Here is a 16,382-nt window from a genome sequence, read left to right on the forward strand (position 1 = left end):
GAATTCTCTTCAAATAAAAAAAGCGCAAATATTTATTTGCGCTTTTTTATTTATGCTATACCCAACCAAGTTTTCCATGGTATCATATACAATACAAATGCTAACGCAATAGTATAAAATATAGCCAAAAGTTTAAACTTAGGTTTAGACGTTAATTTCTTTTTATGTTTAGAATAGCCAATTGTAATAAGTACAACAGCAATAATCATTGCAAAAGGATGCTCAATAATTTTAGAGCGTAAATCATCATTTCCCATGATACTATTCATTCCCATATCACTAATCAAAGCCATATAATCAGATACAAAAAAGAATATTAACCCTAATAAGAGCTGTATATGAGAAGTAATAAGAGTGAATAATGAAACTCTAAAATCAAAGGCTTGAAATTCTTTGTTGCCAAAAAACTTAACAAGAGCATTAACAGTAGCTATGATTAAAACCAAAAGCACCAAGTAAGCCCAATAGGAATGTAAAAATTTAATAGTATCGTACATAGTTAGTATATAAAATGTTTGTAAAACAAAAATAACGATTTTATGGCACCAATAAGCATAAGCTTATTCTGAAATTGTAAAATGTCGCTTCGCTTCATTACCAAATTCATCTACCACAGTAATTAAGTGCTTACCTTGTTTGGGGATAATGGCGAGTTCGTGGATGTCTTTCGTGCTTCCCATATAAATATCATCAACATACCAAAACAAAGTAGTTTCAGGTTTGGAATGTGCAATTTGGAGCACTAAATCGTTGGTTGAACCGTCAAAATCTTTTGGCAGAAAAATACTGTTGTTTTCCTTTGGGTAAATAAATGCCATTGAAACACTGTTTTCACCCAAACAATCACTTCTAAATTTGGGCAAAGTCTTGTAAAACGGATTTTTGGTTTTGTAATAATACCCCATCAAAGGTGGCAGCACAAACCACGATTTATGTGTAATATTGCTTGTGCTTTCGCAAGAAGAATTCACTTGAAACGTTTTAGTCTTATCCAAATGCACCAACACATGATACGGACAAGGTTTTGTTTTCAATCCGCTAATTTGAATGAATTTGCTTTCGGTATCATCACAATTAGGCGATGCTCTATGACCACTTTTTTTACAGATAGTAACCTCTTGCATTTCATCAAAAGGTTTTGCAAACCATAGGCTGTTGGGTAACACATCAAACACGTCAAATAAAATAGGAGCAGCTGCTTGTACTCCAACCAAACCTGGTCTGCCTTCGCCATCGGCATTTCCAACCCAAACACCAACCACGTAATCTGTTGTGGTACCAATAGCCCAAGCGTCACGAAAGCCAAAACTGGTTCCTGTTTTCCAAGCAATTTGTTTTGAGCCATCAAAAAACTCCCAACTTTCGTCACCTTCTGGTCGGTTGACTTCTTTTAAACTTTCGTAAGTGAGATAAATGGAGCCTGCATCAAACAGTGTTTTTTCACTGGTTTTTTTTCCGAAGTCAACCGTTTCCGAAGCCAAAAATGTAGGTTCACAAAATTCGTTGGAATAATATTCACTCGACGTTTCAGAAAAATGATTTAAAGTCGAAGACAATGCCGCGTAGCTTTTGCACAAGTCCCAAAGGTTACTTTCGGCACCACCAAGAATAAGCGATAAACCGTAATGATTAGCATTGTATTTTAAATCTTTTAGCTGAAGTGTTTTTAAGTAATGATGAAACCGATCCAACCCAAACTCCTGAAGCATCCTCACCGAAGGCACATTTAGCGAACGAGACAAAGCTCTACTTGCTGGTATGGCACCATCGTATGTTTTGTTGTAATTTTCGGGATTGTAACTCCCAAATTGCGTGGGTACATCGGCCACTAAAGTGTTGGGTAAAATATCACCAGCATCGAGCATTGCAGCATATAAAAACGGTTTTAAAATACTACCTGTACTTCTTGGTTTATCAATAATATCCACATCTTTTTGATGGGATTTATCGGTAGGCGTGTTGCCAACGTAAGCCAAAACCTGTCTGGTTTTTACATCTAGAACCAAAACTGCAGCATTGTAAATTTCATTCTGACTTAATTCATTGTAATGTCTTTTTACAATACGATTAACCTGCTGCTGCAATGGTGTGTTGATGGTTGTTTTTATGTGTTTACCAGAATAATTTTGAGTCACTTTTTGCAACAAATGAGGTGCGATTTGTGGCAACGGATACGGTTTTTTTGGCAAACTTTCGGCAACGGATAAATTATAAGTTAACGAATCAATAATTTGGTTTTGAAGCAATTTTGCTAAAAGACGGTTACGTTTTTTAAGTAAACGTTCTTGGTTTTTCCCAGGATAAATTAAACTAGGAGCATTAGGTAAAACAGCTAAAGTGGCACTTTCAGCCCAAGAAAGTTCATTCGAATTTCTGTTAAAATAACGCCACGAAGCAGCATCTAAACCAACGACATTGCCTCCAAAAGGTGCATTGCTGCTGTAGTAAGAGAGAATTTTATCTTTAGAAGTTCGCAACTCCAAGCGTGTTGCTAGAATGATTTCAATGGCTTTTTCAAAATAGGTTCTGTTTTTGCCCTTTCTGGATAAACGAATCACTTGTTGGGTAATGGTGCTTCCGCCACGTTTTATTCCATCAGATTTTAGATTTTCGCGTAAAGCTTTAAAAATGGAAACTGGATTAAAACCAGGATGCTTGTAGAAATATTCGTCTTCAAACTGAATAATACAATTTTTGAATTTCTCTGGAATACTATCGTTATGCGGAAATCGCCATTGGCCATCTTTTGCAATTTTAGCGCCTAATAATTCGTCGTTTTTACTGGTGATAACTGTTGCAGTTGGGTCTTTGAAAAGTTGTTTAGGCAAACAGAAATAGTAGGCAATCAGCAATACAAAAAGTACTGCTGACTTTATTTTGTTGTTCTTTATGTAGGTTAATATTCTGTTCATTTAACTTTTCACCCTTCCGACTTTAAACCCTTACTTGGGTTTAAAGCCACTTTCCCTTTAAGGGAAGGAGTTTGTTGCTTGCTAGCTTGTTTTTTGTTCGTTAGCTCGTACTATTCTCTGTTTAACTCTCCTCCTTTGCAAGGAGAAGAGGTTTCAATTTCAATAAAGAAATTGAAAGCGAGGTGGTTCTTACTCTCTAAAATGACTACTTATCTCTTCCAGAACTTCAGTTAGGTTTTCAAACACCAATTTATTTTCAAAACGAATTATCTTAAATCCTAATCCTTCTAAAACTTGTGTGCGCTCATAATCATAATTTTGTTGTGCAAAATCTAAATGATATGCACCATCCAGTTCAATGATTAGCTTTTCCGAAGCACAATAAAAATCCACAATGAAATTGGTGATGCTGTGTTGCCTTCTGAATTTTCTGCCTTTTAGTTGCTTTCTTTGAAGGTGTTTCCATAAAGTAGCTTCAGCAGGTGTTAGATTTTTTCGAAGTTCTTTTCGACGTTCTTCTAAATGTTTATGGTTGTGTATTTTGTTTTTCATAGTGTACTTTCCTTAAACCCTTCCGACTTTGATTTCTTTCTTGAAATCAAATCCACCTTCCCTTTTAAAGGGAAGGAGTGAAATTATTCGGTTATTAATTTACAATTATCATTAACAAATTATTACTACTTTCAACTCTCTCCTCCTTGTAAGGAGGAGTGGCTTTAGTTTCAGCATAGAAACTAAAGTCGAGGTGGTTTTAAAGAGATTCCTGCTTTCGCAGGAATTCATACTCACGTTCTACCTTACAAATTTTCACATTGTACCAACTGTACCAATCTTGTCTGCCTTTTTGTTGCGCTACTAAATGTTCGGTGTTTTGTTTCCAGTTTTTTATAGCTTCCAGACTTTCCCAATAGCTCACTGTAATTCCAACGCCTGCACTGAGCGCAGTCGAAGTGTCGTTTCTTGCGCTATCCATACCTAAAAAGCCGTTTTGAGTTTTGGCAAGTGCTTCCATTTTGTTTGCCATTTCAGCATAACCTTCAATATCTTCTTTTTGAGTTGAAGTGAAAATGACTGCATAATAGGGTTTAAAATCTTTCTTCATAGCGTGAGCTTTCTTTTGTCCCAAGTTAAAACTTGAACACCTTTAGAGTAATGTATTCTATCAGGTTTGTTATTGATTAAGTGATTGAATTTAGGGTAATCTAGTTCTAACTTTTTTATTGAAATAGATTCCATTGGCCATTCAACGTGATGCACATCGTACTCAATAATATGGTTTTTATAATCCTGAAAAACCGCATAACGTTCGGTTAGCCAAATATCGGTTTCATCTTTTATAATCTGTTTGTTGTCAAAACGATATTCAGTGTAAAATGAATTGTCGTAATTCTTGTTTATGGAAGTAAAGCTAAAGTCCGTTCGTTCCATTTTAGAATAATAATACGGAAATTTAGACATTGCTTTTAAAACCTTGCACGAGGAGCGTTTACCGCCTTCCATACTTAAAAAGTAAACACTGGGTTTGCCATTGCAAGTAATATAAACCCGTATGTTTATTTCATGAAAATCTGATATGTGTGGGACTTTAGGCAAGCTTCTTACACCAATATTATTCATATTAAAAGCCACCAAACTCACCCAAGTTTTTCCATGAATTGTATCTACCGATACGCCTTTAGGTAGAAAAGGGACTATTTGCTCTGGAGTAATTTCCCAATGCAAAAAAATGACTTTGTTCCATTCCTGATAATATTTCCAAGAGCGCGAAGGAACTTCAAAAGGCCTGTGTTTAGTATGTTTTAGAATTTCTTTGGCTTTCATAGTATTTTTTCAGAAGCTGAAAATTTAGTTGATTTAACACGTCTAATTAACCCTTCCGTCTTTGATTTCTCTTTTGAAAATCAAATCCACCTTCCCTAAAAGGGAAGGAGTTGGGTTTGTTTGTATCTTGTTTTTTATCCTTTAGTTTGTTTACTCTCAATTTTTACTCTCCTCCTTACAAGGAGGAGTGGCTTCAGTTTTCCTGAAAAACTGAAGTCGAGATGGTATTTCCACGCTACTTCTCAACGGCTATCCACTGTCCTTTAGTTCTCACTAAATACTCATTGTCATACATCGCTTCGGCTTGAATCCCTGGTAAATAATAAGTTCCTAAATAGGACGCATTTAACATCACGTTAAAGGTTTTGGTGTCATGTTTTCCTTTTTTACTTAAATCGAAATAGAAATTCACACGGTCGTCTCTTATGTCAGTATAACGTGCTTGACTTGTTGTCGTGTTGCCAAAATCGGTGAAACGTGTGTTCACAATTTCCCAACCAGAAGGGAAAATTTGCGTCAACGCTACATCGTTCACGTTTTCATTTTTAAGATTACTAACGCTAACAGTTGCCACAAAATCCTGACCTTGTTGCAGTTTAGAAACATCCATTTTGTTGCCTTTTAAATCTTTGTATTGCACCGAAACGCTTAATCCACGTTGTTCTGCAATTTCTTCACCCAAAGGCAATTTCCCTGAATTCAATACACGTACATACACCACATTGTCAATGTTATTGGTGAATGAAAGTGAATTAGCACCATCAATAATGTTGAGTTCTCGCTGCGCAATGGCACTTTTGGTGTTTATGGTTTCGGTTTTGCCATTGTTGGTATAGCTTATGTTCAAGGCTTTTCCTCCATTGGCTTCTACCATTTTTGCCATAGCCAATAAACTGTAGGCTGTGGTTTGGGTGCTCATCCAACGATTTCCAGACAGTTCTTTGGCAATGTATTGTGCCAATTCGCGCTGTTTTGGGTTTTGGGTCAAGACCATAGTTTCCAATGCCATGGCTCTATTTCTATCTGCCGAACCATAAGTATAATAGTTGTAACGAGGCGGTTGAAAATCAATATTGGCACGTTGCGAAATGCTTTCACTCGCTTCTTTTTGTCCTGCCAAGGCATAGGCTGCTGCCAATCGCCATTTGGCTTCGTTGGAAATTTCGGTAAACTCACGCAAACGGTTCATACTGGCTAAATCGGGTTCACCTGCCAATGCCAAAGTGTATAATCGGTAGGCTTGTGCTAAATCGGAATTGTAGGTTCTGTAACTCGGTCTCCAATCGCGAGCAGCTTGTTTTTGATAACTTAACCAATTGCTTTTGAAGGTTAACGGCAACACAAAACCTTTCTTTTCGGCTTCCAACATAAAATGGCCTGCATAACTGGTGCTCCAATCGTTAGCGGTGTTTTCTCCCATCCAATAACTCATTCCGCCATTTGGCTGCTGAAAATGGGCTAGTTTTTTAATGCCATTTTCAATGTTGGATTGAATGTTCTGCTTTTTATCATAGGTTAAATCGAAAATATCACTCAAGAATAACTGCGGAAAAACAGCTGAAGTAGTTTGTTCCAAACAACCGTGAGGATATTGAATTAAATATTGTAACCTGCGTGTGAAATCCATTGGAGGCAAGGTTGAAAATTCTACCGTTACGCTGTTGGTTCCTGCAACACCAAAGGTTGAAAAATCCAATGTACCTGTAGCTTTGGCTTCTAAAGTTTTGTCGATAGCTTTTGAAGTTATTGGATTTGGATTCACCACATCCAATTCTACTTTGTAAGTCGATTTTTCACCATTTCCAGAGGCAATGACTTCAACGGTATTGATACCTTTTGCTTTACTCACATCCAATTCAAAATACGCCATTTGCTCATCGGGTTTAGCAAAACTCAAGTTTTGGGTTTGCGCACCAACTACGGAAATGCCATCGCTTAATTTCAAGCTAATATTGACGTTTTTTACTTTGTTTTCCATCGCAAAAACAGTCACAGGAAGCGTTACTTTTTCGCCAGGGCTTAATTTCCGCGGAAGCGAAGCCAACACCATCAACGGTTTTTTCACTTGTACGGTTTTTTCGGTGCTTCCGTAAGCTTCTTTGGTATTGTCTCCAGCAACCACCATAGTGCGAACCGAACCAATATAATTTGGCAGTTTAATGCTGTGCGTGTTGTTTTCACCAGCTTTTAAAGTAAATGGGCCTAAATAGGTAACCACAGGTTTAAAACGGTTGGCTTTTTTGTTCTTTCCAGCCAATGCGCTGCCATCACCACCAATGGCAATTACTTGGTCGATACTACCAGAATAAGCGCCAATAACATCGTCGAAAATATCCCAAGTTTTTACGCCCAAAGCTTGACGCTTGTAAAATTCGTCCCAAGCATTTGGGGTTTTAAAACGCGTTAAATCGAGCAAACCTTCTTCAACCATCGCAATAGTGTAAGTCATGGATTTGTTGTTTTTTTCTGAAACCGAAACTTTAAATTCTTGTTCTGGTTTTAACACATCTGGCATTTTTAGTTGAGGTTCCAACTTGGTATTTGGGTCTTCCACCATAATTGGAATGACGCCATACAAACGAATTGGTAAATCGTTTGCCGAAATAGCGTGTGGCTGCAACAATGAAATATTTACGAACACATTTGGCGCCATTATATTGGTTATAGGAACATCCACAACCGTTTCGCCTTGTTGGGTTTTTACCCATCTGTAATCGAGGACTTCGGTGCCATTTTCGATGCTCACCAAAGCACGTCCTTCGTTACCAGAATTAAAAGTGATTTTTGCCGTTTCGCCAACATTGTACTGTTCTTTATCGGCTGAAAACACTAACATTTTAGCCGCTTCTTTATCGTTTGAAGGTGCTTTTTGCCACCAGTTTTTATAGAAATAAGCGGTTCGTCCTGTGGCGTGACCACTTTTTGGGTCAACCACTCTAATGAGATAACGACCACGTTCGTTATCTGGAATTTTTATGCTGAATGAGCCTTTTCCGTTGGCATTGGTATTGACTTTTGTGTCTAAATACGGTCTGTGGTAGGTGCTCGACACGTAACTCGATAGGTTATCGTAAGAAGAATTCCACCACCAACGCCATTCAATTTTATAGACTTTTACTTCAAGATTGTTACGCTTAATAGGTTTACCATCTTTATCGACCACAACCACATCAAAGGTTTGGTTTTCATCTGTAAAAAACGAACCGTAGGCATTTCCTTTAGGTGATTTCAATCCAACAAACGACTCGTAAGGCGCATATTGTTTGGTAAAAGCATCCATTGAGAAGTCGCCACCATTTTCAAAGGCACGAACCAAAAATTGTACGTTCAGCATGCCAGGAGCATTTTTGCCGACTTCCAATTTTTTGTTGATGCTTGCTAAACCTTCAGCATTTACATTGCCTTCAAACACGTTGATTTCTTCGGTGTTGAACTCGCGAGTTGGATCGTTAAAAACGTAATCGGTATAATTTTTAAACCCTGAATACGATGTGCTGAATTTTGCCTTCACTTCAGCTTTTAAGTTTTTTCCAGCAGCTCCGTGAAGCCATTTTACGTCCAAAGTTCCGTTTAATAGTTCGTTACTTGTTAAAATGTCGTTTTCAAAATCGACTTTAAGTTTTAATCGGTTGGGTTTTACGGTTTCAATTTTCAATCCTTTATGAAAGGTCGCTCCACCAACCGAAACTTTGGCGTTGTAATTTCCGGTTTTGTCTTCGGTTGATGTTGGTACGGTAAACGTGTAAAAATTGTTGAGGTTATCCGCAGTAATATTTTTGTAAACCAACTTGCCGTTAGGGTCAGTGATTTCCAGTTTTACGGGATGTCCTTTGGGGAGTTTGTTGGCAACATCATTCAACATAAAAGTTAAATGTAGCGTGTCTCCAGGTCGCCACACACCACGTTCGCCATAAATATAGCCCTTAAGTCCGCGTTGTAATTTATTTCCTGAAACATCAAATTTACTTAACGACAACGAATTGCCATCAGCCAACTTTACATAGGTTTTGTTGGCGCCTTTGGTAACAATGGCAAATGACGCGTGTTTTTCGGCATCAATAGTTACGAGTCCATCTTTGTCGGTAAATAAAGAAGCGATTTCTTGTTGCTGAAAGTTGTAAATTTTAACCGACGCATTGGCTTCAGGGTTGGTGGTTAAAATATCAGTTACCGCAAAATAATAGGAATTGTTGGTACTTTTTTTAGCAATCACGCCCAAGTTTGAACCCAATAGATTTTGAGATACGATACGGTTTTCGTTGTAATACGCTTCGTGACAAGGGTTATCGCGTTCACGCCAATTGTAGGTGTAGTTTCGGTATCTGTAAGTGAGGTTGTCCCAATATTCTTCTTCCTTTAATTCCTCATCTTCGGTAAAAGTCTCATTGTAATCGCCTTCGTAATAATAGTCTTCTTCGTAGTAATAATCGTCGTATTCATCATCTTCTGCATTGGTGACAGAGGTGTTTGCAGAGCAATCGTACAACGAATAATTTTTGTTGAAACTCAATTCCACACGATACATTGCGCCAGCATCAGCCTTAAAATAATGGGATAAATCAATACTGTAGGCTTTCCATTTCCCAGTGTTTTCGGCAGCAGTTTGTAGTTGAATGGTTTGTTTGGCAATGCGACGACCAACCTTTTTAATATTGTATTCGTTGTTGCTGTTGAGGTTATTGTCCTGAAGGAATTGCAGAATATTATCTTCAAAAATCTTGATGATGCGTACATCAACAGCACTTAAATTTACCGCTTCAAAATTGAATTTCAATTCTTGTGAATTTGGTAAAATGGTACCATTGCTGATTAATCGAACTTGCGGTTTTAATTCTTCAAAAGCAATGCTTTCAGAAAATGGTTTTTTGAGTTTAAAGCCTTCATCGTTGGAAATGCCTTGAAACACATCTACCAGAATATTGCCAACCAGCTTACTGTCAGGATAAACTTTTAGCACATTGCCATCAACAACATATTTTGGGTTTTTTACATTTTGAATAGTGACCAATCCGTCAAAATTTTGCTGCTTCTTTAATGGGTCGGAAAAGTTAATGGAAAGGTATTGTTCAGGTGATTGAATAACATCTACATCAATAATGGTGAAGTTGTTAATCCCAGGAATGACCACTTTGTTTTCGCCAGAATTATCTGCTTTTATAGCTTTTCCATTCCACTTTACGAGAATTTCGCTATCCTCAATTTTTCGGTTGATGCTATCAATTCTAAATTCAAAAACTTTTGAACGCGTGTTGTTTTCATTAAAAACAATGGACAGATTTTTTCCGTCTTGAGAGGCTTCAACTAATTTTTTAGCATCTTCTAAATTAATCACATCTGCCGAACGTAAAATAGACTCTAGATACTGCCAGTTTTTGCTGTAGGATTGTAGGTTGTTGGTAACGATACTGAAATTTGGCGTGATAGTTTTAAACTGAAAGGTGTAATCTTCAAACCCTTTCGGAATGTTGTCGTAAATCTTGTTCAGCTTTACTGAAACAGTGTATTCTGTTGCAGGTTCTAGAGGTTCGTCTGGAGTAAAAATTAGTGTGTGTTTGTTGGCTACTGTTAGTTTTCCTTCAGAATGTGGTGAGATAGACACGATCTTATCGGTAATTTCTTGTCCCATTTCCCAACCCTCAACATCGTTTGCCAAATTAATTTGAATAGGATCAACTACCGAAACTAATCCTGAAGAGGTGTAACTTATATAATCTCTAAATTTAAAAAGGTTGTCGGTTTCTACTTCTTTCTTTTTGCAGGATGCGACTAGCGTAAGCACAGCTACGATAGCCAAAAATTTTCTTAATGGCATAGATTGATGGTTTTAAAAAATTGAACTTAATAAAAAGAAGTGTAGGTAATTCCTTATAAAATAATTACGCTCAATTTTTAAGTTTTAGTCTTTGGGTTTCTGTTAAATAAGTCTTAAATTTTTAATTAAACTTAAAGTTTTAAAGTTACGTTTTTTAAAAATGAACTCTCAAGTTAAAACGACAATTTATTAGTATCTTCGCATAAAAATTTAATAATTCATAAAAAAACGACAAATATGGATGCAATCGCTACCGATTTCGGAATAAAAGAAGCGTTACAACAATTAGGAGTTAAAGATATAAATGAAGGTACATCTACAGGTGTAAATAACTTCTCTAATGGAGATGTTATTGAAAGTTATTCTCCTGTTGATGGAAAATTGATAGCCAAAGTAAAGGCGACAACAAAAGACGATTATGAAAAAGTGATGCAAGCAGCTACTTCAGCTTTTAAAACTTGGAGAGTAATGCCTGCGCCACAACGTGGAGAAATAGTACGTCAGTTTGGTGATAAATTAAGAGAAAAGAAAGAAGCTCTTGGTAAATTGGTGTCTTATGAAATGGGTAAATCTTACCAAGAAGGTTTAGGTGAAGTTCAAGAGATGATTGATATCTGTGATTTTGCTGTAGGGTTATCTCGTCAGCTTCATGGTTTAACGATGCACTCTGAAAGACCAGGACATAGAATGTATGAGCAATACCATCCGCTTGGTGTTGTTGGTATTATTTCTGCATTTAATTTCCCTGTAGCTGTTTGGTCATGGAACACAGCTTTAGCTTGGATTTGTGGTGATGTTTGTGTTTGGAAACCTAGTGAGAAAGCTCCAATTTGTGGAGTAGCTTGTCAAAACATTGCAGCTGAAGTTTTTAAAGCTAATAATTTACCAGAAGGGATTTCTTGTTTAATCAATGGAGATTATACAGTAGGTGAAATGATGACTAAAGATACACGAGTGCCTTTAGTATCTGCAACCGGATCAACAAGAATGGGTAAAATTGTAGCTCAAGAAGTTGCAGGACGTTTAGGTAAAAGCTTATTAGAATTGGGAGGAAACAACGCAATAATTGTTACACCAGATGCTGATATTAAAATGACTGTTATAGGAGCAGTGTTTGGAGCTGTAGGAACTGCAGGACAACGTTGTACTTCTACAAGACGTTTAATCATTCACGATTCAATATACGATAAAGTAAAAGACGCTGTAGTAGATGCCTATAAGCAATTACGAATTGGTAATCCATTAGATGAAAACAATCATGTTGGACCATTAATTGATACTGATGCAGTAAAAATGTACCAAAATGCATTAACACAAGTTGTTGAAGAAGGTGGAAATATTGTTGTTGAAGGCGGTGTACTTTCAGGAGAAGGTTATGAAAGCGGTTGCTATGTAAAACCAGCAATTGCTGAAGCCAGAAATGATATGAAAATTGTACAGCATGAAACTTTTGCTCCAGTGTTATATTTATTAAAATACTCTGGTGATGTAGAAAATGCTATTGAGATGCAAAACGGTGTAGCTCAAGGATTGTCTTCAGCGATTATGACTAATAACTTACGCGAGGCAGAGCGTTTCTTATCTCATGCAGGAAGCGATTGTGGAATTGCTAATGTAAATATAGGAACATCAGGAGCTGAAATTGGTGGAGCCTTTGGAGGTGAAAAAGAAACTGGAGGAGGACGCGAGTCTGGTAGTGATGCTTGGAAAGTGTATATGCGTCGCCAAACAAACACTATAAATTATACTACTGAGTTGCCATTAGCGCAAGGTATTAAGTTTGATTTATAAACTGTTTTTTTTAAATAAATTAAAGCCACATCAAACGATGTGGCTTTTTTAGTTTTAACAAACTTTTAGTGTTGTTTTTAAAATTTTTGGAACTGTTTTTGAGTTATTGTTTTAAACGATTCAGGTTTCTGTAAGTCAAATATATATGAATCAAAAGCACATTCAACACTTATATTGGAGAGCAGGTTTTGGTATTACACCAAAGCAAATTGAGCAACTTATTGGTAAAACCAAAACACAGGTAGTTGACACGCTCTTTAGGCAATCTTCAAAAACTACCCCTTTAGAAATCGACTTAATAGAGCTCGAAAGTTTTTCTGGTGATAGGCTTAAAAAGAGTAAATCCGCTAGGATGGACTTCAATAAAATAAGTCGAGAAAAAATACTTGAATTTAATGGTGCTTGGATGCAAAGACTCATTGATACAAATGAGTTGCTACGAGAAAAAATGACTTTGTTTTGGGCAAATCATTTTGTTGTAAAAGAAGATAATGCAGTATTTGTTCAGCAATATAACAATGTTTTAAGACAATATGCTTTAGGGCATTTTGGTGATTTTGTAAAAGCCATATCCAAAGAGCCTGCAATGATAAAGTACCTTAATACCAAACAGAACCGAAAACAAAGCCCTAACGAGAATTTTGCCAGAGAATTAATGGAACTTTTTACTTTAGGAACAGGTCATTACACTGAGCAAGATATTAAGCAAAGTGCAAAAGCATTTACAGGATATAACCATGATTTTGAAGGTGATTTCAATCTTAGACAAAGACAGCATGACACAGGGTTTAAATACTTTTTTGGTAAGGCAGGAAAGTATGATGGTGATGATATAATTGACATTATTTTAGAACAAAAACAATGCGCTAAGTTTATATGTGAAAAGGTGTACAAGTATTTTGTGAATGATAGAGTAAATTCAGTTCACATTGAACAGATGGTTAATCAATTTTATCCTAATTATAACATTGAAAAGTTAATGCGTTTTGTTTTTTCAGGTGATTGGTTTTATGCTGAAGAACATATTGGTTCAAAAATAAAATCACCAGTTGAATTAATTGTTGGGATAAATAATACTGTACCATTTAAGCTGAAAAATGAGCGCGATTCTTTAAAAATTCAACGTGTTTTGGGTCAAGTATTACTTTCTCCTCCTAATGTTGCTGGCTGGAAAGGTGGAAGAAGTTGGATAGACAGTAACACAATTATGATTAGGCTAAGATTAGCTTCGGTTTTATTGAATAATGCGTTTATATCTAGTAAAGAAGATGGTGATTTTGTTGATGCTTATAAACAGCGTTTATTAAAAAGAAATAAAAACAACCTACCTTTTCAAACAGATGCTAAATGGTCGGTTTTTGAGTCTAATTTCAGCAAAACAAAGGTCAATGACCTTAAAGAGTATATTATTCAACAACCTTTAAACAATGGTACGCTGTCTTATCTTAATAATTTAAACAAATCTTCAAAACAAGATGTATGTATTCAACTTATGTCGTTGCCAGAATATCAAATGTGTTAAGTTATGGATAGAAGAAAATTTATAAAAAACTCAACCTTAGCAAGCAGTTTGTTTTTTGTTCCAAGCTTTGTAAAAGCCTTTGAAACAGTAGCAAGTTCTAAACTAGGCTTTAAACGATTGGTCATTATTCAATTGTCAGGAGGAAATGATGGGCTAAATACTGTTGTTCCTTTTAGAGATGATTTGTACCATAACGCAAGACCAACAATAGCATTAGGAAAAGACGATGTTTTAAAGTTGAATGATGATATAGGATTACACTCTAGCTTGGGTCCTTTAAAACGATTGTATGATCAAGGTTACTTGTCTATCATAAACAATGTTGGGTATCCAAACCCTAATCGGTCACATTTTAGAGCTACTGACATTTGGCAAACCGCAAGCGGCTCTGAAGAGTATAAGCAGAGTGGTTGGATAGGTCGTTTTTTGGATAATTATGGCGAACATCCTTACAATGCAATTGAAATAGATGACAGTCTTTCATTGGCTTTAAAAGGTGAAGAGTTTAATGGTATTGCAACTAAAAACCCTGAAGCATTATTTAAAACCGCAAACGACCCATATTTTAGAGGAGTACTTAACCACTATAATGATGAACACTTAAGTGAACACAATTTGGGCTATTTGTATAAAAGTATGATAGCTGCAGAGTCATCAGCAAAGTACATTTATGAAACTACAAAAACGATTAGTTCAACTCAAGAATATCCTAATAACCAATTTGGAGCGCAGTTAAAAACAATGGCTAAATTTATTAATTCAGGTATTGATACTAAAGTGTTTTATTCCTCTTTAGGAGGTTTTGATACTCATGCAAACCAAAAAGGCACGCATAGTAGGTTATTAGAAATTTATGCAGAAAGTATTGAGGCTTTTGTAAAAGATTTGAAACAGCAAAACACCTTTAAAGACACGCTCATTTTAACGTTTTCTGAATTTGGGCGACGCGTAAAACAAAATGCAGGACATGGTACAGATCATGGTTCTGCAAACAATGTATTTATTGTTGGTGAAAACTTAAAGCGACAAGGACTTTACAATGATATGGCTAGCTTATCTAACTTGGATGCCAATGGAGATATAAAATTTGAAATCGATTTTAGGTCTATTTATGCTACAGTATTAAACAAATGGTTAATGGTAGATGACACTAAAATTTTGAACAAAAACTTTATGAATCTAAAGTTTATATAAAACAAAAACCTTACTTCAATGCCGAACTTTTATCGGGAGAAATAAGGTTGATTTGTAATTGATTAATAGCACTGCTAAAATCATAAAAATTAAATATATAGGTAAAAAAATACTATGAGATGCAGAAAAAAATGTATGAACGGTAAATTCAATAAAAAACTAGCTGTATTTCACTTTTCTTAAAATTCTCATCGTGTCTTTATAAAGTGAATACACGTTGCTTTTATGTGCTTTTAAAAATGGTTTAGCTTCGTCAAGTTTATCAATAGCTTCATGAAAAAGGTTGAGGTAACATATTAAGTATGTTGCTGGTAAGTTTAATAAATCTTCTTCTTCATTTTTATTTAAAAGAAGCCCTTTTTTTAGTTTTTCAAGAATTTTATTGTTGGTGTTGTATATATGATGAAGTACTTTTTTGTCGTATTGTGGAGGCTGAAACAGTAGCTGTGTATTAATGCTGTAGTTTGCGTTGTTTTCAAAACTAATTATGGTTTCCTCTAAAGGATAATACTTATAAGAATTTTGAAGTCCAAGGCTAACGTATTCAACTATTTTAAAAGAACTTTCAGTGTATTCAATAGAAACTTCATCGAGTGTTGAATAAAACAAGCGCACTTCTTCGTTTATCAATTTAATATCTACTCTTGAAAAGAATATTTCATTTTTCACTACTTTTTTCTGCCCTGACCAACACACTACAAAGTATTCTTTAAACACCTTATATTGAGGGTTAAAATCTTTACGTTTGGTCATAAAATCAAACACACCATCAAGTGTGTGTTCTATATTGTTTTGCGCATGAGATTCAATGGCTTCAACAAGTTTTGAATTGACATCTTTTATTTCAATATCAAACACTTTAGGCATGCTCATGCTACCGTCTCTAAAAAAGACTGAGCCACCATAATATTTCCAAATGTTTTTTCTTAATGAAGTAATTTTATCATTTGGTCTAATGGTTACCAAACCCACAACTTTGTCGTCAGGTAAATGAGGAAATGGTATGTTTTCGTATTGTACAATAGGAGGATTTGTAAGATAAGCGTTGATGAGGTTTTGAATTTTACTATCGTCAAAAAAATCAACGCCAATAATAGCATTATCTGAATCTTCAACACCAATAACTATATAAGAATTGTTTTTAGGGTTGCTATTAGATAAGGCGCAAATGTGTTTTAAAAATTTAGCTTTTCCTTCCTTTTGACTAATATCAACTTTTCGCTTTTTGTCATAAAAACTGTTCTCATCGTTATGAGCTAGTAGGTTTTTTATGAGTAGGCGTTTATTAATCATAATTTAAATTTCCTGTGAAAGCAGGAATCTATATTAT

Annotated in this window: 10 protein-coding genes; 3 read left to right on the plus strand and 7 right to left on the minus strand. The window is 35.7% G+C overall.

Features of this window, described 5'->3' with window-relative positions; genetic code table 11:
* Positions 1-50 precede the first annotated feature (50 nt).
* The 6 genes from OD803_RS12025 to OD803_RS12050 all read right to left on the minus strand — a co-directional run bounded on the left by OD803_RS12025 (position 51) and on the right by OD803_RS12050 (position 10,545).
* Positions 51-497: a hypothetical protein gene (locus OD803_RS12025; protein WP_262733582.1), complete on the minus strand. Its 447-nt coding sequence runs from the start codon at positions 495-497 to the stop codon at positions 51-53.
* A gap of 63 nt (positions 498-560) precedes the next feature.
* Positions 561-2,912, minus strand: a complete 2,352-nt coding sequence (gene pbpC / locus OD803_RS12030; RefSeq protein ID WP_262733583.1) for a penicillin-binding protein 1C — start codon at positions 2,910-2,912, stop codon at positions 561-563.
* Positions 2,913-3,101: 189 nt separating this feature from the next.
* Positions 3,102-3,464 carry an endonuclease domain-containing protein gene (locus tag OD803_RS12035; protein ID WP_262733584.1) on the minus strand — a complete coding sequence of 121 codons (363 nt, stop codon included), beginning with the start codon at positions 3,462-3,464 and terminating at the stop codon, positions 3,102-3,104.
* Between the two features lie 199 nt (positions 3,465-3,663).
* Complete coding sequence (locus OD803_RS12040) at positions 3,664-4,014, minus strand: antibiotic biosynthesis monooxygenase family protein (RefSeq protein WP_262733585.1); 351 nt, start codon at positions 4,012-4,014, stop codon at positions 3,664-3,666.
* Positions 4,011-4,733, minus strand: coding sequence for a YqjF family protein (locus OD803_RS12045; RefSeq protein ID WP_262733586.1), 723 nt, complete (start codon positions 4,731-4,733; stop codon positions 4,011-4,013). Before OD803_RS12045 ends, OD803_RS12040 begins: the two co-directional genes overlap by 4 nt.
* Before the next feature lie 235 nt (positions 4,734-4,968).
* Positions 4,969-10,545 carry an alpha-2-macroglobulin family protein gene (locus OD803_RS12050; protein ID WP_262733587.1) on the minus strand — a complete coding sequence of 1,859 codons (5,577 nt, stop codon included), beginning with the start codon at positions 10,543-10,545 and terminating at the stop codon, positions 4,969-4,971.
* A 237-nt stretch (positions 10,546-10,782) separates the two neighbouring features.
* Between OD803_RS12050 and amaB the strand changes: the two genes are divergently transcribed.
* The 3 genes from amaB (at position 10,783) to OD803_RS12065 (ending at position 15,052) form a co-directional block, all read left to right on the plus strand.
* The gene (amaB, locus tag OD803_RS12055; protein WP_262733588.1) at positions 10,783-12,336 is read left to right on the plus strand and encodes an L-piperidine-6-carboxylate dehydrogenase; all 1,554 of its coding nucleotides are present in this window, start codon (positions 10,783-10,785) and stop codon (positions 12,334-12,336) included.
* Positions 12,337-12,481: 145 nt separating this feature from the next.
* The gene (locus OD803_RS12060; protein ID WP_262733589.1) at positions 12,482-13,858 is read left to right on the plus strand and encodes a DUF1800 domain-containing protein; all 1,377 of its coding nucleotides are present in this window, start codon (positions 12,482-12,484) and stop codon (positions 13,856-13,858) included.
* A gap of 3 nt (positions 13,859-13,861) precedes the next feature.
* Positions 13,862-15,052, plus strand: a complete 1,191-nt coding sequence (locus OD803_RS12065) for a DUF1501 domain-containing protein (protein WP_262733590.1) — start codon at positions 13,862-13,864, stop codon at positions 15,050-15,052.
* A 159-nt stretch (positions 15,053-15,211) separates the two neighbouring features.
* Here OD803_RS12065 and OD803_RS12070 read toward each other — a convergent pair whose 3' ends face one another.
* Positions 15,212-16,345, minus strand: coding sequence for an ATP-binding protein (locus tag OD803_RS12070; RefSeq protein WP_262733591.1), 1,134 nt, complete (start codon positions 16,343-16,345; stop codon positions 15,212-15,214).
* Between the last annotated feature and the right edge of the window lie 37 nt (positions 16,346-16,382).

The organism is Gaetbulibacter sp. NE (genome assembly GCF_025548475.1).
In the GTDB taxonomy this organism is placed as follows: domain Bacteria; phylum Bacteroidota; class Bacteroidia; order Flavobacteriales; family Flavobacteriaceae; genus Gaetbulibacter_B; species Gaetbulibacter_B jejuensis.

Excerpts from the sequence above, each read along its gene's own strand:
- OD803_RS12045 (WP_262733586.1), bottom strand. The coding sequence starts at position 4,733 with ATGAAAGCCAAAGAAATTCTAAAACATACTAAACACAGGCCTTTTGAA.
- OD803_RS12050 (WP_262733587.1), bottom strand. The coding sequence starts at position 10,545 with ATGCCATTAAGAAAATTTTTGGCTATCGTAGCTGTGCTTACGCTAGTC.
- amaB (WP_262733588.1), top strand. The coding sequence starts at position 10,783 with ATGGATGCAATCGCTACCGATTTCGGAATAAAAGAAGCGTTACAACAA.
- OD803_RS12035 (WP_262733584.1), bottom strand. The coding sequence starts at position 3,464 with ATGAAAAACAAAATACACAACCATAAACATTTAGAAGAACGTCGAAAA.
- OD803_RS12070 (WP_262733591.1), bottom strand. The coding sequence starts at position 16,345 with ATGATTAATAAACGCCTACTCATAAAAAACCTACTAGCTCATAACGAT.
- OD803_RS12040 (WP_262733585.1), bottom strand. The coding sequence starts at position 4,014 with ATGAAGAAAGATTTTAAACCCTATTATGCAGTCATTTTCACTTCAACT.
- OD803_RS12025 (WP_262733582.1), bottom strand. The coding sequence starts at position 497 with ATGTACGATACTATTAAATTTTTACATTCCTATTGGGCTTACTTGGTG.
- OD803_RS12065 (WP_262733590.1), top strand. The coding sequence starts at position 13,862 with ATGGATAGAAGAAAATTTATAAAAAACTCAACCTTAGCAAGCAGTTTG.
- OD803_RS12060 (WP_262733589.1), top strand. The coding sequence starts at position 12,482 with ATGAATCAAAAGCACATTCAACACTTATATTGGAGAGCAGGTTTTGGT.
- pbpC (WP_262733583.1), bottom strand. The coding sequence starts at position 2,912 with ATGAACAGAATATTAACCTACATAAAGAACAACAAAATAAAGTCAGCA.